This is a genomic window from Synechocystis sp. PCC 6714, from assembly GCF_000478825.2.
GTDB lineage: Bacteria > Cyanobacteriota > Cyanobacteriia > Cyanobacteriales > Microcystaceae > Synechocystis.
The window spans coordinates 1668191-1686579 of sequence record NZ_CP007542.1 but is presented as its reverse complement, the minus strand read 5'-3'; the positions used below and the strand labels follow the sequence as shown (position 1 = coordinate 1686579).

At 48.1% G+C, this 18389-nt stretch carries 18 protein-coding genes and 2 pseudogenes; 13 read left to right on the top strand and 7 right to left on the bottom strand.

The features are described 5' to 3' along the window. The first annotated feature begins 19 nt into the window (after positions 1 to 19). Positions 20 to 1051 carry a dihydroorotate dehydrogenase-like protein gene (locus tag D082_RS07615; protein ID WP_028948414.1) on the top strand — a complete coding sequence of 344 codons (1032 nt, stop codon included), beginning with the start codon at positions 20 to 22 and terminating at the stop codon, positions 1049 to 1051. A gap of 115 nt (positions 1052 to 1166) precedes the next feature. Next, entirely contained in the window at positions 1167 to 2321 is a 1155-nt protein-coding gene (locus D082_RS07610; protein WP_028948415.1) for an ATP-dependent 6-phosphofructokinase, read from the top strand. 43 nt (positions 2322 to 2364) lie between these two features. Here the strand turns inward: D082_RS07610 and D082_RS07605 are convergent, their stop codons facing one another. Continuing rightward, positions 2365 to 2823, bottom strand: coding sequence for an NfeD family protein (locus D082_RS07605; protein ID WP_028948416.1), 459 nt, complete (start codon positions 2821 to 2823; stop codon positions 2365 to 2367). 276 nt (positions 2824 to 3099) lie between these two features. Here D082_RS07605 and D082_RS07600 point away from each other — a divergent pair, with 276 nt between their 5' ends. The 3 genes from D082_RS07600 to D082_RS07590 all read left to right on the top strand — a co-directional run bounded on the left by D082_RS07600 (position 3100) and on the right by D082_RS07590 (position 7116). After that, entirely contained in the window at positions 3100 to 3312 is a 213-nt protein-coding gene (locus tag D082_RS07600; RefSeq protein WP_028948417.1) for a hypothetical protein, read from the top strand. Between the two features lie 253 nt (positions 3313 to 3565). Further along, entirely contained in the window at positions 3566 to 6670 is a 3105-nt protein-coding gene (ppc, locus tag D082_RS07595) for a phosphoenolpyruvate carboxylase (RefSeq protein ID WP_028948418.1), read from the top strand. Positions 6671 to 6699: 29 nt separating this feature from the next. Beyond that, positions 6700 to 7116 carry a response regulator transcription factor gene (locus D082_RS07590; RefSeq protein ID WP_238546882.1) on the top strand — a complete coding sequence of 139 codons (417 nt, stop codon included), beginning with the start codon at positions 6700 to 6702 and terminating at the stop codon, positions 7114 to 7116. A gap of 23 nt (positions 7117 to 7139) precedes the next feature. Here the strand turns inward: D082_RS07590 and D082_RS19010 are convergent, their stop codons facing one another. Beyond that, positions 7140 to 7550, bottom strand: a complete 411-nt coding sequence (locus tag D082_RS19010; RefSeq protein ID WP_238546747.1) for a transposase — start codon at positions 7548 to 7550, stop codon at positions 7140 to 7142. Between the two features lie 77 nt (positions 7551 to 7627). Further along, entirely contained in the window at positions 7628 to 7987 is a 360-nt protein-coding gene (locus tag D082_RS19005) for an IS630 transposase-related protein (protein WP_028948682.1), read from the bottom strand. A 78-nt stretch (positions 7988 to 8065) separates the two neighbouring features. Between D082_RS19005 and D082_RS19365 the strand changes: the two are divergent. The 3 genes and pseudogenes from D082_RS19365 to D082_RS07570 all read left to right on the top strand — a co-directional run. Then, a pseudogene (locus D082_RS19365) lies at positions 8066 to 8395 on the top strand (LuxR C-terminal-related transcriptional regulator); the annotation flags it as partial. Between the two features lie 105 nt (positions 8396 to 8500). Continuing rightward, a complete protein-coding gene (locus D082_RS07575; protein WP_028948637.1) occupies positions 8501 to 9427 on the top strand; it encodes a homogentisate phytyltransferase in 927 nt (308 codons plus the stop codon). Between the two features lie 57 nt (positions 9428 to 9484). Next, on the top strand, positions 9485 to 10567 hold the full coding sequence (locus D082_RS07570; RefSeq protein WP_028948636.1) for a tocopherol cyclase family protein: 1083 nt from the start codon (positions 9485 to 9487) through the stop codon (positions 10565 to 10567). 115 nt (positions 10568 to 10682) lie between these two features. Here D082_RS07570 and D082_RS07565 read toward each other — a convergent pair whose 3' ends face one another. Next, a complete protein-coding gene (locus D082_RS07565) occupies positions 10683 to 11252 on the bottom strand; it encodes a peroxiredoxin (RefSeq protein ID WP_028948635.1) in 570 nt (189 codons plus the stop codon). A 308-nt stretch (positions 11253 to 11560) separates the two neighbouring features. Between D082_RS07565 and D082_RS07560 the strand changes: the two genes are divergently transcribed. Next, entirely contained in the window at positions 11561 to 11980 is a 420-nt protein-coding gene (locus D082_RS07560; protein WP_028948634.1) for a Fur family transcriptional regulator, read from the top strand. Between the two features lie 15 nt (positions 11981 to 11995). On the opposite strand, the gene D082_RS07555 is transcribed toward D082_RS07560, so the two are convergent. Continuing rightward, positions 11996 to 12472 carry a DUF1499 domain-containing protein gene (locus D082_RS07555; RefSeq protein ID WP_028948633.1) on the bottom strand — a complete coding sequence of 159 codons (477 nt, stop codon included), beginning with the start codon at positions 12470 to 12472 and terminating at the stop codon, positions 11996 to 11998. Between the two features lie 252 nt (positions 12473 to 12724). On the opposite strand from D082_RS07555, the gene psb28 reads away from it, so the two are divergent. From psb28 to D082_RS07540, 3 genes are all read left to right on the top strand, one after another. Beyond that, entirely contained in the window at positions 12725 to 13093 is a 369-nt protein-coding gene (gene psb28, locus D082_RS07550) for a photosystem II reaction center protein Psb28 (RefSeq protein ID WP_028948632.1), read from the top strand. Between the two features lie 341 nt (positions 13094 to 13434). After that, entirely contained in the window at positions 13435 to 14877 is a 1443-nt protein-coding gene (locus tag D082_RS07545; RefSeq protein ID WP_028948631.1) for a carotenoid oxygenase family protein, read from the top strand. 138 nt (positions 14878 to 15015) lie between these two features. Further along, positions 15016 to 15606 carry a chromophore lyase CpcT/CpeT gene (locus tag D082_RS07540; protein ID WP_028948630.1) on the top strand — a complete coding sequence of 197 codons (591 nt, stop codon included), beginning with the start codon at positions 15016 to 15018 and terminating at the stop codon, positions 15604 to 15606. Here the strand turns inward: D082_RS07540 and pgsA are convergent. After that, positions 15603 to 16142 carry a CDP-diacylglycerol--glycerol-3-phosphate 3-phosphatidyltransferase gene (gene pgsA, locus D082_RS07535; RefSeq protein ID WP_028948629.1) on the bottom strand — a complete coding sequence of 180 codons (540 nt, stop codon included), beginning with the start codon at positions 16140 to 16142 and terminating at the stop codon, positions 15603 to 15605. The two genes, D082_RS07540 and pgsA, sit on opposite strands and share 4 nt — an antisense overlap. A gap of 39 nt (positions 16143 to 16181) precedes the next feature. Beyond that, a pseudogene (locus D082_RS07530) lies at positions 16182 to 17973 on the bottom strand (diflavin flavoprotein). Positions 17974 to 18102: 129 nt separating this feature from the next. Here D082_RS07530 and D082_RS17710 point away from each other — a divergent pair. Next, positions 18103 to 18279 (top strand): NAD(P)H dehydrogenase subunit NdhS, encoded by a 177-nt coding sequence (locus tag D082_RS17710; protein WP_071880786.1) that lies wholly within the window; start codon positions 18103 to 18105, stop codon positions 18277 to 18279. Positions 18280 to 18389: the final 110 nt, after the last annotated feature.

Genomic DNA, 18389 nt, shown 5'->3' with positions numbered 1-18389 from the left:
CTAATGAGGAATTAATCCCATGGATCTCACTACCCAATACCTCGGCTTAAACTTAAAATCTCCCCTAGTGGTTGGCTCCTGTGCCCCATTGACAGAGGATTTGGACAATCTTAAAAAAATGGAAGATAGCGGTGCGGCGGCGATTGTTTTGCACTCTTTCTTTGAAGAGCAATTGCGCCAAGAACGACTAGAAATGCACTACTATCTTACCCATGGCACCAATAGTTTTGCAGAAGCCTTAACTTATTTTCCTGAACCCCAAGTTTTCCATGTGGGCTCCGATGAGTACCTTAACCATATCCGTATGGCCAAGGAAAGTTTAAATATTCCCATTATTGGCAGTTTAAATGGCTCTACTTTGGGAGGGTGGTTAGATTACTCCCAACAAATTGAACAGGCTGGTGCTGATGCCATAGAACTGAATATTTACTATGTACCCACAGACTTAGACGTGCCAGGGGCGGAAGTGGAAAAAAATTACATTGACATTGTCAAAACTGTCAAAGCAGAAGTTAATATCCCGGTCTCAGTTAAGATTGCTCCCTTCTTTAGCAATATGGCCTATATGGCTAAAAAATTTGCTGATAATGGAGCTGACGGATTAGTTTTATTCAATCGTTTCTACCAGCCTGATTTTGACCTGGAGAGCTTAGAAGTCTATCCCCATATTTTGCTTAGTACTCCCCAAAGTATGCGCTTACCTCTGCATTGGTTAGCCATTTTATATGGTCGGGTAGACTGTGATTTGGCCGCCACCAGTGGGGTTTTGCATACGGTGGATTTAGTCAAAGTATTAATGGCTGGGGCAAAAATTAGCCAATTGGTTAGCGCCCTATTGCGTCATGGCGTTGGTTATCTCCAAACTCTACAAGATAGTTTAAGTCTCTGGATGGAGGAGCATGGCTATGAATCTGTTCGGCAAATGCAAGGCAGTATGAGCCAACTGAACTGCCCCGATCCCACTGCTTTTGAAAGGGTGCAGTATGTCAAAGCTTTACAGACCTATGCTCCCATTTGGAAAGCCCTTGATCCCGTTGAACCCGTCAGTTAATGGAATCAATTGACTAAAATAAATTGAAACTAAATATACCAGTTTTATTTCGGCGATTTTTCCCATTGATAACGACTAATTGTGCTTACTGATTACTTAAACCTGGAGGAATTTTATGGGCACAAAACGTATCGGAATTTTGACTAGTGGTGGGGACTGCCCCGGTCTCAACGCTATCATCCGAGCAGTGGTAAAGGCTTCGGCCATCAAGGGATGGGAAGTATATGGCATCCCCTACGGCACTGATGGTTTTATCGAAGTGGCCCACGGAAAATACCAAGCGAAAGACTTACTGTTAACTAAGCATGGCTATGCTTTGCCGGGGATGCTCAAAGGTTTGGACGTATTGCAATTTTTGAGCGGCAGTGTTTTAGGTTCTTTAAGTAAAGGTCACCCGGAACAGCCGGATATTGCTGAGGCGATTCTCAAAGGCTATGCAATGCTTGACCTGGAAGCCTTAATTGTCATTGGTGGTGATGGCAGTTTGGACATTATTTATGATTTGGCAAAAAAAGGAAACTGGAATATTATTGCCATTCCTAAAACCATTGACAATGATGTCCCTTTCACTGATTTGGCAGTGGGATTTAGTACTGCAGTGGATATTGTTACCCAAGCCCTATACGACCTAACTTTTACCGCCGCTAGCCATGAACGGATTATCATTGTCCAGGTGATGGGGAGGGATGCAGGACATTTAACTCTCCATGCGGGCATTGCCGGGGGATCGGACATTATTTTAATTCCCGAAATAACCCCCTCTTTAACTCCAGAAGTTGTCCGGGGTTGCTGTTATCAACTAATGCATTTAAGGGAGTCGGGAAGACATTTTGCTCTGATTGTTATTTCAGAAGGGGTACACGATCGCCAGGGGAAAAAAAATAAGTATATTGCCGACTATCTCGCAGAGGAAATTGTCAAAACCAGTGAACACCTTTGTGACATTAGAGATCCGGCTTTTTGTGACCTGACCAGCTTGGATATTCGAGCCACTACCCTCGGCCATTTACAACGGAGCCGCACGCCTCTGTCATTTGATCGCCTTTTGGCCACGGTGTTTGGCATTAAGGCAGTGGAATTGATCGAACAGGAAATTTATGACCAGGTGGTAATTTGGCGTAGTGGCCAGGTGGAACACGCTGATTTAAAACCGATTATCAGCATTATTAAGCAGTGTCACCAAGAAAATCGCTGTGCTTTTCCGGTGGATAAAGATGGCTTTATGGTTAAAACGGCCAAATCTTTGGGCATCTATTTGGGGGAAATGTAAAGCTAGCAAAGCCAATGGAGTTTTTCGATACGGAAATTTAGGGTCAAAAGCTCTGGTTTTGGATATCTGATTGCCCTTGGAGAGCATTGGTGGGATAAACCAGTAACGTATTGCCACTGCGTCCTACCACATAGACCTTTTCATCGGCGGCGATCGCCAAATCCGGATCCTGACATTCAGCCCGCCAGGAGTTACCTTCATAGAGCACCCGACCGGTTTCCCCGGGCAAAATAGCTGTTAGACACTGTCCTTCCACCGCATCCTGGAGAATGCTTTTGCGGCTGGGGCGAGGAAGAAAACGCCGTAGTAGAATAATCGACAGCACCGACAGACCCAACCAACAGAAAGACTGGATGGCAAAACTGCCTGGCACCAACAGGGCTATCCCAGCGGTAGCCACTGCACTCAACCCCATGACGACGGCCACAAAGTCCACCGGGAAGATTACTTCCACAAGGCAGAGTATGGTGCCTGCTAAAATCCAAAGATAAACGGGGGACATACGCCAATAGCTGGGGCCTTCAGTTAATAGCCAGGAAATTAAAAAGTGAGCAGAAAACGCTTCCTATATTCCCCAATCCTAACCCAGGCCATTGATTCTCGGTGATGGCAACCCCGTTGAATTTTCTTTACAATTGTGCTTGACTTAACAGTCCACCACCCCGAAGTTGGGTTAACCTAAAGGTAGCTGAGCCAAGGCCGACAACGTAAGCTCTTACCTCAAAGTCCGTCGGTTGCCGTTCTTTGTTTCCTGACCACCACTGCGAGATATAAAAATATGACTACTGCCACCCTTGCATCTGCTTCTAACTCTGATTCTGCCATTTGGCATAGCCTCAAATTGGCGATCGCCGATAGCTCCGGTTTCAAATGCTGGCAGGATGACAACGGTGAAGCCGTGGTGTCTTCAGCGGAAACGGTGACCCCTCCCCTGTTGGATGCCCAAGTGCGTCATTATCTGCGCCAGACTTTAGAGACCCTAGCCTACTAGGCCATGCCATACCACTCAGTTTTTTGTTCATCTATGGACTGTGGTGCCCCCATTTATTAGTGCCCCGGTCTTGTGTCTTCTTCCTTCCCCTACTGGTAGGGGTTTTTTTCTGTCTTGATTCGGGCTGGTCAGGGACAAACCATTGGCTGTAGCCTGGGATGCGGAGTGAGGGGACGATAATCCCGTAGTATCTTGTACAGTAGCAACGCATTCTGGGTGTTGTTAGCGTCACTATCTTGTCCTAGAGGTTCCCATGAACTTGGCAGTTCCTGCATTCGGTCTTTCCACTCACTGGTCTGGTAATGGCAATGGTTCCAACTCTGAAGAAGAGTCGGTGCTTTACCAGCGGTTAAAGATGGTGGAAGAATTGTGGGAAAGGGTGCTCCAGAGTGAGTGTGGCCAGGAGTTGGTGGATTTACTGACGGAATTACGGCTCCAGGGTACCCATGAGGCGATCGCCAGTGAAATTTCCGAAGAGGTAATCATGGGCATTACCCAGCGGATTGAGCATTTGGAACTCAATGATGCCATCCGAGCGGCCCGGGCCTTTGCCCTATATTTCCAGTTGATCAACATTGTTGAACAGCATTACGAACAAAACGAGCAACAAAGGAATCGTTGGGAAGCTTCCCAGGAAACTAATTTTTATGAGCAGGCTGGTAACGAAGATGAACTGGTGCCCCCATCCCGTTTAGGGGCCTCGGCGGAACCCCTGCCGGTGGGCATTGACCAGAATGAGTTGCAAGCTTCTGTGGGCACGTTCCATTGGTTAATGAAAGAACTCAAGCGCCTCAATGTCCCCCCCCAGCATATTCAAAATTTATTGGATCATCTCGATATTCGCCTTGTAATCACAGCCCATCCCACGGAAATTGTCCGCCATACCATTCGACGCAAACAACGACGGGTGGATCGTATTCTGCGTAAGTTGGACCAATTGCAAGGTTCGGTAACTAGTCGGGACTGGCTTAACACCTGGGATGCAAAAACGGCAATCGCCCAATTGACCGAAGAAATTCGCTTTTGGTGGCGCACGGACGAGCTACATCAGTTTAAACCCACCGTATTGGATGAAGTGGACTATTCTCTGCACTATTTCGATGAGGTGCTGTTCGATGCGGTGCCGGAACTGTCCAAACGTCTAGGGCAGGCCATTAAGGAAACCTTTCCCCATCTGCGGGCTCCCCGGGCCAATTTTTGCTATTTCGGTTCTTGGGTGGGTGGCGATCGGGATGGTAACCCTTCGGTGACCCCGGAGGTGACCTGGCAAACAGCTTGCTATCAGCGGGGCTTAGTGCTGGGGAAATATCTATTTAGTTTGGGGGAACTGGTGGCCATTCTCAGCCCTTCCCTGCACTGGTGCAAAGTCTCCCAGGAATTGTTGGACTCTTTGGAGCGGGATCGCATACAACTGCCAGAGGTTTATGAAGAATTGTCCCTCCGTTACCGTCAGGAACCCTATCGCATGAAACTGGCCTATGTTACCCAGCGGCTGGAAAATACCCTGCGGCGCAATAACCGTTTGGCTAACCCCGAAGAGCGGCAAACCATGATTTCTATGCCAGCGGAAAACCATTACCGCACTGGCGAAGAATTGCTGGAAGAATTAAGGATGATTCAACGCAATTTAACGGAAACTGGTTTAACCTGCCTGGAGTTGGAAAACCTAATTACCCAATTGGAAGTCTATGGCTTTAACCTGGCCCAATTGGATTTTCGTCAGGAATCCTCCCGCCACGCTGAGGCGATCGCCGAAATTGCCGAATATATGGGAGTGCTGACCAGCCCCTACGAGGAAATGAGCGAAGAAGATAAGTTAGCTTGGCTAGGGGTAGAATTGCAGACCCGTCGCCCTTTAATTCCCCAGGAAATGCCTTTTTCTGAACGGACGAGGGAAACCATTGAAACCCTCCGCACCCTACGTCATCTACAAATGGAATTTGGCGTAGACATTTGTCAGACCTATATCATCAGCATGACCAACGATGCCAGTGACGTGTTGGAAGTGTTACTCCTAACCAAGGAAGCTGGACTGTACGATCCCGCCACCGCCTCCAATTCCCTCCGCATTGTGCCTTTGTTTGAAACAGTGGAGGATCTGAAAAATGCCCCCGGTATTATGGATTCCCTTTTCAGTTTGCCTTTTTACCGGGCTACATTGGCGGGCAGTTACGATTCCCTAAAAGAGTTACAAAGTCAGCCCCCGGATTATTACCAAATTCCCACCACCAAAGCCCAGCTAAATCCCGGTAACCTACAAGAAATTATGGTGGGTTATTCCGACAGCAACAAAGATTCTGGCTTTTTAAGCAGCAACTGGGAAATTCACAAAGCGCAAAAAGCACTCCAGGCGGTGGCCCAAAACCATCGGGTGATTCTGCGGCTGTTCCATGGCCGGGGAGGCTCCGTTGGCCGGGGGGGAGGTCCAGCCTATAAAGCAATTTTGGCTCAGCCAGCGGGCACAGTGGACGGCCGGATCAAAATTACGGAACAGGGGGAAGTGTTGGCGTCCAAATATTCCCTACCGGAATTGGCTTTGTATAACCTAGAAACCCTGACCACAGCAGTGATCCAAGCTAGTTTACTTAAAAGTAGTTTTGATTTTATTGAGCCTTGGAACCGCATTATGGAGGAACTGGCTTGTACCGCCCGCCAAGCCTACCGGAGTTTGATTTACGAAGAACCGGACTTTTTAGATTTCTTCCTGACGGTTACCCCCATTCCCGAAATTAGTGAGTTACAGATCAGTTCCCGCCCTGCTCGCCGTAAGGGAGGTAAAGCCGATCTCAGCAGTTTACGGGCCATTCCCTGGGTATTCAGTTGGACCCAAACCCGATTCCTATTGCCGGCGTGGTATGGGGTAGGTACAGCGTTGAAATCCTTTGTGGATCAAGACCCGGTGAAAAACATGAAATTGTTGCGCTACTTCTACTTCAAATGGCCCTTCTTTAACATGGTGATCTCGAAGGTGGAAATGACCCTGTCCAAAGTGGACCTCACCATTGCCTCCCACTATGTACAGGAGCTATCTAAGCCAGAAGACCGGGAACGGTTCGATCGCCTCTTCCAGCAGATTAAGCAGGAATATCAATTAACCAGAGACTTTGCCATGGAAATTACAGCCCATCCCCACCTCCTCGATGGCGATCGTTCTTTACAACGATCGGTGCTACTGCGAAACCGCACTATTGTTCCCCTTGGTCTGTTACAAATTTCCCTGCTTAAAAGACTGCGGCAAGTGACCCAAGAAGCGGAGACCAGCGGCGTGCGTTACCGTCGTTATTCCAAAGAGGAACTACTGCGGGGAGCCCTATTAACCATTAACGGTATTGCGGCCGGAATGCGTAATACTGGTTGATCCAGTGGTAAGGTGCCTAATATTGGGTAATGGCCTTTCCTTGCCCAGACCCTCCTTGCTGTGACGAAAAATTGTCCCATACCATTGCCAATGTCCTAACCATGGAGAAAATTCGCATTGCCTTAATTGAAGATGAAGATTTGATTCGCCAAGGTTTGCGGGATGCTTTGACCATGGAACCCAGTTTTGAGTGGGTGGGGGAAGCAGCCAATGGTCAATTGGGATTGGTGATGATGCAGCAAAAACAGCCCGATGTGGTAATCATCGATATTGGCCTGCCGGATATGAACGGCATTGATGTCACCCAACAGTTAAAAAAAGGGCCGCTCAATTGTCGGTGTCGGGTAGTGATTTTGACCCTCAATCACCAGGAAGAAACTGTGTTAGCTGCCTTTAGTGCTGGGGCCGATGCCTATTGCATGAAAGATAGCCGCACTGAATTATAGCTAGTTAAAATAACTATAGGACATTATGCTACACAGTAGTTACGGATAATTTCATCTATGCTTACACCTGGAGAGGCGTATGTTCTTGCTCTTTTCAATGCACTAAAATCATGCTCTATGTCATTAAGATCTGGCGAGTAGGTAGGTAAAAACAAAACTGTATGTCCTGCCTCTTCCACTATTTTTCTAATCCTACTCTTTCTATGAATAGGCGCATTATCCATAATTAATACCGATGGAATTGTTAATGCAGGTATCAGGTATAATTCAAGCCATCCTTCAAAACCTTCGGCATTTAAACTTCCACTAAATAGCATCGGTGCTATCAGGTCTTTTTTGTTTTTTCTTCTACCTGCCACAAGGTTTTCTTTCTTTCCTCTTTTTCCTTGCCTTTCCCCATATACTCTCTCTCCTCTTTTTGACCATCCGTACACTGAAGAGGCAAACTCCTCAAAACCAGCCTCATCTATGAATACAAGGCTTGCAACCCCATAAATTAGAATTAGCTCTTTCAGGATTTTTTGATATTCTGCTCTTTTTTCTTCATCTCTTTCTTTATATAGTAACTGTTTTTTTTTCTCGTAATTCCCATTTCTTTAAATCTATATGACAGTGCACTAGGAGTTACACCGAATTTCTTTGCTCTCTCTTTCATCGGCATATCCGGATTTTCCATCACATCTTTCTCCAGCTCTTTTATATCTATCTTCCGACGCCGGTTCTTTACCTTCGTTGGTTCCAGATTTTCCCGGCTTAACCATCTATAAATTGTCTCTCTACCTACCTTAAATATTTTTGATGCCTTCGTTACACCATTCCCTTCTTCTAGAAAACTTATTACTCTTAGCCGTAAATCTAGATCGTATGCCATAAGTTGCTTATTAGTTTAGTCATTATTCATAATATACCATTATACATACCATCCGCCCCACTTTTATTTCATTTAGCTATATTAATTGAAGCGATTCAGGCTACCCATGGCGGTTTTGCCTGGATTGATCCGGCGATCGCCAGAATAGTATTGGCCCATGCCCCTGCGGTGGAGCCAGCGGGTTTATCTTCCCCCACTCCGGCTTCTTTGTCCTATGGATTGACGGAACGGGAACTAGAAGTTTTGCAACTGATTGTTGACGGTTGCAGTAATGCAGACATTGCCGAAAAGCTTTACATCACCGTGGGTACAGTCAAAACCCATGTGCGTAATATTCTTAATAAACTCTGTGCCAACGACCGGACCCAAGCGGCGGTGCGCGCTATTCGTTCTGGATTAGTCCATTAGTTTTGATTACACAAAACCCCAAGGTACAATCCCCCGGCGGTCTTTTGAGTAATTTTAATCAGCAGCAAAGACCTTCTTCTTTCAATACTCTCCAATTTTATTGCCATGGCAACTATCCAGGCTTTTTGGCGTTTTTCCCGGCCCCATACCATCATTGGTACGACCCTAAGCATCTGGGCGGTCTATCTTTTAGCCATTCTGGGGGACGGAAAGCCCATTATTTCACCTACCTCCCTGGGTTTGGTTTTTGCTGCTTGGCTCGCTTGTTTGTTGGGCAATGTTTATATTGTCGGGCTAAACCAGTTGTGGGATGTGGACATTGACCGCATCAATAAACCGAATTTACCCCTAGCCAATGGGGATTTTTCCCTAGTCCAGGGCCGTTGGATTGTGGGAATCTGCGGCGTTACTTCTTTGGCGATCGCCTGGTGGTGGGGAATGTGGCTAGGGTTAACGGTGGGTGTTAGTTTAATCATTGGTACGGCCTATTCCGTCCCTCCGGTGAGATTGAAGCGCTTTTCTCTGCTGGCGGCCCTCTGTATTCTGACGGTGCGGGGAATTATTGTTAACTTTGGTCTATTTCTATTTTTTCGAACAGGTTTGGGTTACCCGCCTACTTTAACAATTCCCATCTGGGTACTAACCCTATTTATCTTAGTTTTTACCGTGGCGATCGCCGTTTTTAAGGATGTGCCTGATATGGAAGGCGATCAGCAATTTAAGATTCAAACTTTAACTTTGCAAATTGGCAAACAGAATGTTTTTTTAGGAACCCTGATTTTATTAACAGTTTGTTATTCGGCCATGGCAATGTGGGGATTATGGAATACTTTTCCCTTAAATACTCCCTTCTTTGTTGGTTCCCATCTGATCTTGTTAATGCTGGTCTGGTGGCGTAGCCGCAATGTTGACTTGGAAAGTAAAGCTGAAATCGCCAGTTTTTATCAGTTCATTTGGAAATTATTTTTCTTGGAATATTTACTTTATCCCCTAGCCCTTTGGCTACCCAGTTTCCAAAGTGGTATTTTTTGAGTTTTTAAAGCTATCTAACATCTGCCGAAATTAGTTCTGCTAACATTCTCAATATTTATGGAATTTCCACCCCATTGTGGTTATCATTGGCAAGGTCAATCCCCTTTTTTTGAAGGCTGGTACGTGCGCCTGCTTTTACCCCACTCCGGGGAAAGTTTTGCCTTTATGTACTCCATTGAAAATCCCGCTGGCGATTTCGCAGAGATCCGCAGTGCGGTGCGCCATTACAGCGGTGGTGCAGTGCAAATTTTAGGGCCGACTAGGGGGACAAAGGAAAATCAGGACGACCAACTCATTTGGCGGACATTTCCCTCAGTAAAAAATTTTTGGGCCAGTCCCTGCCATTTTGCCCTGGGGCATTGGGGAAAATATAACGGTGAAGTAGGGCCTAGACCCATACCCGCTGGAGAATTTTTCACCACCGTTGAGGAAGGTTATCAGATTTACCAGCATCAACACCAGGGGCAGATTGCCCTACCCGATCGCCATTGCCGTTGGCACTTCACCGTAGAACCAGAAATCACCTGGGGCAGTCCCCAATGTTTTCCCAAGGCCACGGCGGGTTGGCTTTCCTTTCTACCCCTGTTCGATCCAGGCTGGCAGATTCTTTTAGCCCAGGGTCGGGGTCAAGGCTGGTTAGAGTGGCAGGGGGAACGGTATGAATTTGACCAAGCCCTAGTCTATGCCGAAAAAAATTGGGGTCACTCTTTTCCGTCCCGCTGGTTTTGGCTCCAAGCTAACCATTTTCCTGGCCATCCAGGGCTAAGTGTCACAGCGGCCGGTGGGGAACGCATTGTCCTTGGTCACCCCGAAGAAGTGGCTTTAATTGGAGTACATTTCCAAGGCAATTTTTACGAATTTGGCCCAGGTAATAGCACCATCACTTGGCAAGTGGCCCGCTGGGGCCGTTGGCAACTAAAAGCTAGCAATGACAGGTATTGGGTCACGTTGTCGGGAAAAACAGAAGGAAGAGGCAGTTTGGTCCACACCCCTACCGCCCAGGGCTTACAACTCAATTGCCGAGATACCACTAGGGGCTATTTGCATTTGCAATGGGGATCTGTACGCCATGGCTTGATAGGGCAAGGGGAAACTTACACCGCCGGCTTAGAGGTGGGGGGCAATTGGGGTTTGGACTAGGGGAAAATGGTCAAGCAAACTTGGCAAAAAACAGTGCCATCCCGGGGGACAACACTGCCTTGTTTTTGATTCGTTAGGTTTTAGTCAAGTAATTAGTTGAGATGCTCGGACAGGCTTAGCCGACAAAGGCTTTAACGGGTTCAGAAACCCCAGGAGCCTCAGCACCTTTGAGGTAGGCCAACATGGTGTCAGCATCGGAACACTCGAAGGGATCTACGGGGCAGTTGTCGCCAAACTCAGGCTCAATGAACATTTTTTCGATATTGCCATCGTTGACAAACATGGAATAGCGCCAGGAACGCATGCCAAAGCCCAGGTTGGATTTTTCCACCAACATGCCCATTTTGCGGGTGAATTCACCGTTGCCATCGGGAAGCAATTTTACTTTGTCAGCGCCGATTTGTTTGCCCCACTGGAACATAACAAAGGCGTCGTTGACGGATAGACAGATGATGTCGTCTACTCCCAGGGCTTGGAATTCTTCAAACAATTGCTCGTAGCGGGGCAAATGATTGGAAGAACAGGTGGGGGTAAAGGCGCCGGGCAGAGAGAAAAGCACAACCTTTTTACCACTAAAGATTTGTTCAGTGGTTTTATCTTCCCAACGATAGGGGTTGGGGCCAGGTACGGATTCGTCACGGACACGGGTTTTGAACACTACACTGGGAACTCGTTCGGGGGTCATGGTTACCTCTGTCTATCTAAAATTTTTCTAGGTCTTGCTGGGGAATAGCACTAATCATGGTTGGGGCCTTCCCTCTTTTCTCAGAATAGTTCTGAGATAGAAATAAGTCAAGTTTAAAAATTAATATTTTCTTTATTATTATTTCATCTAATAATCCTTCTAGAAAATGTTATGCTAGATAGACTATGCCTAAAACAGTGCAGCTCATGGAAATTAGTCTGGCCCACGGCCATCAGGTTTGATTGCTTTTCAGCCAATGGAGCATAAAGGTAGCACTGGTTTTGATCAATGATGTTAGGAGGAACAGTATGCCCTTAACTAGAGAAGAAATTATCCAAACGCTCAAAGAGCGGGGCCTGCGGGTTACTCCCCAGCGTTATGGGGTTTATGCCAATTTGCTCCAACGGCAGGATCACCCCAGTGCGGAACAGCTATTGCTGGATTTGAATCAAGAAGCCCCCACGTCGTCCCAGGCAACGGTCTACAGTTCCCTCAAGGCATTGCAATCGGTGGGGTTAATCCGAGAGGTTTTATTGGAAGAAGGCATTTGTCGCTACGATGCCAATATGGAACCGCATCATCATTTTTGTTGCCGTCATTGCGGGGCGATTGAAGATGTGGAATGGCGAGAATTACCTGGTGTTGATCTGCATAGGCTAAGGCCAGGATTGAAGGCGGAACGTTACGAAATTACGATCCATGGGGTCTGCGAAAGTTGCGCTGATTAGTTTTTGAAAAATGTTCTAGTTTCTTTGCTCTAGGTCCGCTAGGGCTAGACGGATTTGTTCTAAACGTCGGCGATTAACCCCCAAGTCTGATTCCCCCAATCGGGATGCGGAACGAACTTCAATCACTGGGCGATCGCCGGGGAAATATAATTCTAGGTCGTCTACAAAACCCATCAAACGGCTCCGGGCTTCGGCACGGATGTAATTGTCCTGGGCTTCCACAATGGTGGTGCCGGGCACTACCCCCAAAATTTCCGTTACCAGGTTGCGGGCGTCGGCCCAATCCCCTTGATAATGCAGGGGCTCAATGCCATGGATGGGATCATCCTTAATTTGACTGTTGACACAATTGGGGGTGTCGGGACAGGGAGCCAGTTGGCCATTGGTTATCCCCAAATTTTCCGGTACGGTGCCAGAAAAAATTTGCCCAAAGCCAGGCAGAGCGGCAAACCAAACCATCCCCGATAACAACACCGCCAGTAGCGCAGCCATTCAAAAATCTCGATAAATAAAAGACAAAGACCCTCTTAATCTATGACTTCCTTGGCGATCGGGCAAGGTTGCGGATTAACTATTTTTCAAAGCTCAGTACAGGTAATCGGCCCCAGGACAAATCACTCCAATCCCTCAGTGAACTCCCGCGTGGGTCAAAAGACTTTCCCATAGCTGACGAATAGTCCATATGCCCTAGTCTGCCCTAGTAAAAGTTGTTAAGATCAAAGAAATCCTATTTCGGTGTGAACAATGATGACCCTCACTCCCACCATCGAATTTTTTGCTGATCTTCCCGAAGAACTTAGCAATGTTAGCCTCCGCCGCAATCCCTCCACCGGCATACGTACTGTGGTGATGACCTTTGATCGTCTCCAGGCGATCGAAAAGTTTCAGAGTTTTACCCAAAGATTTAATGGTCATTTGCGCCTTGCCGATGAAGAAGGGGCAATGGAGATCGAACCATCATCGGTGAAATTCATTTTTGGCGGGGACGAAGGGGATGAACTCCGGGGAGCCCAATGTAGCTTTGATTTAACTGAAAATAGCCATTGGGAACGCTTTATTCGTTTTATGGAGCGCTATGCAGCGGCCAATGGCATGGGTTACCAAGACCGCTAGATTGGTTTCCTAGATATTGCTGTGACGATTAATTTTGCTGGATGAAGTTAATTAATTCTGCACTGCATAGTCTTTCCTTGGGAATTTACTCTACAAAGTTAAGCACTCCGATTTGGTAGGCGATCGCCCCCGCCATTGCAGCTGGCAAGGGATTTCTTCAGATCGTTGGGTAACAGGTCGCCCAATTGTCTTCCGGGAAATTTTGTTATGATTCCCCTAGCTTTGCAGTGGCGGAAGTCCTGTTTATGTCTACGTTTTTCCCCATTGTTCTTTGGGTTCCCATACCCTCCCAAGCTAGCCCTTTGACATCTATTCTCACCACAAATTTTTGAGTTTTGCGTATGACTGCAACCCTTTCCCGTGCCGTTTGGGCCAATAATTTCAGCCAAAATGCGGGGGAGTTTGACCGCACCCAGTTGGAGCTTATCTCAGGGCAGATTCCTCAAGCGTTGAAGGGAAGTTTGTATCGTAATGGGCCGGGCCGTCTTAGTCGGGGTTCAGAGAAAGTCGGCCATTGGTTTGATGGTGATGGGGCAATTCTGGCGGTGCATTTTGGCGAAGGACAAGCCCAAGGACTTTATCGTTACGTGCAAACCCAAGGTTACGCAGAGGAGGAAAAAGCGGGGCGTTATCTTTACGGTAACTACGGCATGGTGGATCCCAAAGGGGTTTGGCATTACTGGAAAAGTTTACTGACCCAGACTGATGTGCTCAAAAATGCTTCTAATACCTCAGTAATGGCTCTGCCCGATCGCCTGTTGGCCCTGTGGGAAGCTGGTCATCCCTATGCCTTGGGTTTGGAAGACTTAAACACTTTGGGCCGGGAGGATTTTGCTGGGGCTTTTCAACCGGGCCAGCCTTTTTCTGCTCATCCCCTACGGGATCCATTAACGGAGGAAATCTTTAGCATCGGGGTCGATTTTCAGTTCAACCTCAACCTTTACCGTTTAGATCGCCGGGGCAATTTGCTCAAACACCGTCGTTTGAAATTAAGCCGTACCCCCTTTTGCCATAGTTTTTGCATGGCGGGGCGTTATCTAATTCTGTTTTTACCTCCCATTACCCTCAATCAATTTTCCCTATTGTTGGGTAACGTGGCCTACGCCGACGCTTTGGGTTGGGATGCCCAAGGAGGCACGAAAATTCTTGTGCTTGATCGCCAAACGTTTGAAATTGTCAGTGAAGGAGAAACGGAATCTTGGTTCCAATGGCACTACGGCAATGGCTGTGAGCTAGACGATGGTAATGTGCGGCTCGATTTTGTCCGATTCAGTGATTATGCCCAAACCAATGAATATTTGCGGGAAGTACCCACTGGGGCAGTGAAAACCGCTACCGACGGGCAACTATGGCAGGTTATTCTCAATCCCCAAACAGCAAAAATAGTTGAATTAACTAATGTTCTACCCCGCAGTGGCGAGTTTCCGGTAATTAACCCCCAACGAACGGGTCAACCCTGGCGCTATACCTATATGGCTCTGCAACGGCCAGCGAAAATCCTCGGCTCCCAATGGTTTGGGGAAATTGCCCGCATTGACTACCACACAGGAGATGTGACCACGGCCAAGCTAGGGGAGCATCAATATCCAGTGGAACCCCTCTATATTCCCCATCCAGATAATGGCGATCGGGGTTGGATTATCACCGTAGTCTATGACGGCGATCGCCATGGCAGTGAAGTATGGCTATGGGATGCGGATCGTTTACAGGAAGAACCGATTTGTCGCTTAGCTTTGCCCCAGGTAATTCCCTTCAGTTTCCATGGCACTTGGCGGCCTACCTAGGCGTAGAACTAAGTGGGGCCCTAGGGATGGGGTAAAATTGGCCAGCCTGGGCAGACAATGGCGACGGTAGGGGTGTTGTTGAACCTGGCTAAAGCTTAAGAAAGCTCAATTTTATCAACGTTAATTTTTCAACATTTCATGTCCAATTCCACCGATCTTTCCACCCTAGCCCGTTGGATGGCCGCCGACTTTAGCAACCAGGCCCAAGCCTTTGAAAATCCTCCTTTTTATGCCCACATCCGGGTGGCCATTCGTCCCCTCGACCAAGCAAAATTTGGCGATCGCCTTCTATTTTTAGAACAGGCCTATGATTTTATGTTGCAAAGGCCCTATCGCCTGCGGGTATTGAAATTAAAGGTGGTGGAAGATCACATTGAGATTGAAAACTTTAAGGTTAAAAATGAGGAAAAGTTCTACGGTGCGGCCAGGGATTTAGCTAAGCTGTCCCAGTTAGCCCCCGACGATCTGGAGCCCATGAACGGCTGTGACATGATTGTGGAATGGACCGGCACCAGCTTTAAGGGAGAAGTACAACCGGGGCGGCAATGCCGAGTGATGCGGGACGGTAAGGAAACCTACCTAGAAAATAGTTTTGAGGTGAGCGAAGCGGGGTTAATTAGCCTCGACCGGGGTTACGACCCAGAAACCAATGAACGGGTTTGGGGTTCAGTGGCCGGTGCGTTTCATTTTGTCCGTTGGCAAAGTTTCGCCGATGAAGTTAGTTTTTAGCGAGCTTCCACGGTCTTGTGTGCCTGCGGTAGCAGATAAATTGCTCCAGAAATTAGGGTCAAAACCACCGCAAGCCAGAATATTGCCAAGCCAATTTGCCCATAAATTTCCGGTAAAGGAGCTAACAGCAGGGCGATCGCCATTATTTGGGTGACGGTTTTCACCTTGCCCCAGAGGTTGGCCCCGGCAATTTCCGTCTGACTAGTAAGCTGGGGATTAACCCGCCAACCGGCGATCGTTAACTCCCTGGCCAAAATTAAGCCCACGGCCCAGGCCGGCACCATTTGCCAAGTCAGAAGAATTAACAACGGCCCCAACACTAGTAATTTATCCACCAACGGATCGAGGAATTTACCTAACTCCGTCACCTGATTTAACCGGCGGGCCAGGTAACCATCTAACCAATCGGTGCTGGCGGCCAACAAAAAAATCCCCACTCCCCACCAGCGTGTTTGAGCGTCCGGTGTTGGTAACCAGAGGAATAGTAGGGGTAAGGCGAATAAGCGGGAAATAGTCACCCAATTGGGTATATTCATCAAAAAAATGGGGTATTACTAGTAATTTTGCGCGTCGAACTAATAATGATCTCCGGATTTCCGGTGATGCACCGCCGTTACCCCATCCTTGAGCAGAGCGCCTCGGTCAGTCACCGCATAAAGTACCCAATGGTCGCCGCACTCCAACCGTTGCTGTACCCGACATTCTAAGTAAGCTAGGGAGTCGGTCAAAATCGGAGCGCCATTTTCCGCCGTTTCCGTCGCCACCCCCGCAAACCGATCGCCGCCGGGGGCAAAGGGTTTAAGGAAATGTTTCATCAGCCCCAGGTGGTTGCCCTCCTGCAAAATATTCAACACAAAGCAACTGTTTTTGTGTAACAAGGACTCGATCGCCCTTTCCTTGGCCACCGCAATGGTTAAACCGGGGGGGGAAAAGGTAGCTTGGGAAACCCAGGAAGCCAACATGGCACTACTCAATTCCCCTTGCTGGGCGGTAACCACACAGAGGGAACCCACTAAACGACCCAAGGCTTGATCCGTGCGGGCGGACTCCGACTCCGGCAGAGCAGATTTAGGTTGACGACGTTTTTCCGCTTTTTTCAGGGCTTGAGCAAAATCCGTCCCCGCCTCCTCACACATTTTCAAAGTTTGATCAGTGGGCTTAAATTTCACCCGGATAGTATCAAAACCAAAGCTAAAGCCCGCATCCCGGAATTTACCTTCCAACATATCGATCGCCTCTCCACTCCAACCGAAGGAACCAAACACACCGCACAGTTGGGTTTTGGATGCATTGGCCAGGGTGATGCCCAGGGCCGTTTGAATCGGAGTAGGAGCATGGCCCCCCAGGGTGGGGGAACCAAAAATAAAGCCGGCGGATTGACCAATGGCCGCTTTAATTTCCTCGGCGTTACTGGTTTCCGCATTGATGGCCGTCACCGCTACTCCGGCCTTAGTAATACCCCTGGCGATCGCCTGGGCGAGGGTGCTGGTATTACCGTAGGCAGAAGCGTAAATTAAAGCCACGTTCAAAGCTTGGGCCTGTTGTTCACTGAGCCACCGTTGATAGTTAAGGGTCAACTCCCGCAAACCGTAGCGCACTAGGGGGCCATGGCCTGGGGCATAGGTTTGGGCAGGATAGGTTTCTAATTTGGCTAGAGCGGCACTCACCTGCACTGCGGCGGGGGCCAACAGACAATCAAAGTAATAACGGCGGTCTTCCTGGTAAATAGTCCAGCCTTCATCGAATACTTGGTCACCACACACATGGGCCCCAAACAGTTTATCGGTGAACAAAATCTGGGTGCGGGGATCGTAGGTGCAAAGTTGTCCGGGATAACGGGGGCTGGGGGTGGGAATAAAACTCAACTCGTGGCCCTGGCCTAAATCCAGGCGATCGTTGCCCTTCATTACCTGGATGGGATTATTGACCTCAGCATCCGCCAGTAACTTTTCTAAATTTTGGGCGGCGGGATTAGAACAAATAATCGTCGCCTGGGGAGCTAGGCTTAACAAAAGCTTGAGGGTATGGGCCCGGTTAGCATTGACATGGCCCAAAATGACGTAGTCCAGGGTGTTAAGGTCTAGCCGTTGGATTAATGTGCCCACAAAATTGTCGGTGAAAGATTCCCCCGGCGGATCAAATAGGGCCACCTTGTCCGCAGTGATCAAATAACTATTAGCGGTGGTGCCCCGTTGCAAGCCATACTCAATTTCAAATTTCAGCCTGTCCCAGGTGCGGGAGCGAAACACAGTGGTGTCAACGGCAATGGGACAAATTTGAACGTCTTTGGCAGCCATGGTAGGGAGAGGAGAAAAGTGAATTGCCAACAATGGAAGTTAGTCGGACTGTCTCCAGTCTTGCATGGATCCCCGCCCTTCACTAACCCCTAGGACCAATGCAAGGTTGAGGCGTCCCACTCTGGCAAACACATTGGCCAGGACGGAAAGAATACGTTCTCCTTTGCTAGAATTGTCCAGTCCAGAATCAGGAGTGAGTATGATTTTTCCCGGTGCAACGGTGCGGGTTACCAATGTCGACGATACTTACTATCGCTTTGAAGGCTTAGTCCAACGGGTTAGCGATGGCAAGGCGGCAGTCTTGTTTGAAAATGGTAACTGGGATAAATTGGTAACTTTTCGGCTTTCGGAACTGGAGACGGTCAAATCTTTCTAGGAATTTTTGACCAATGGGGCGAAATGTCCTGGCCATGGCTAGTTTATGCCTGGGGATGGGGCGATCGCCTTGCGCTGGCTAAAATGGAAAACAACTTCGAGCGAGTACCC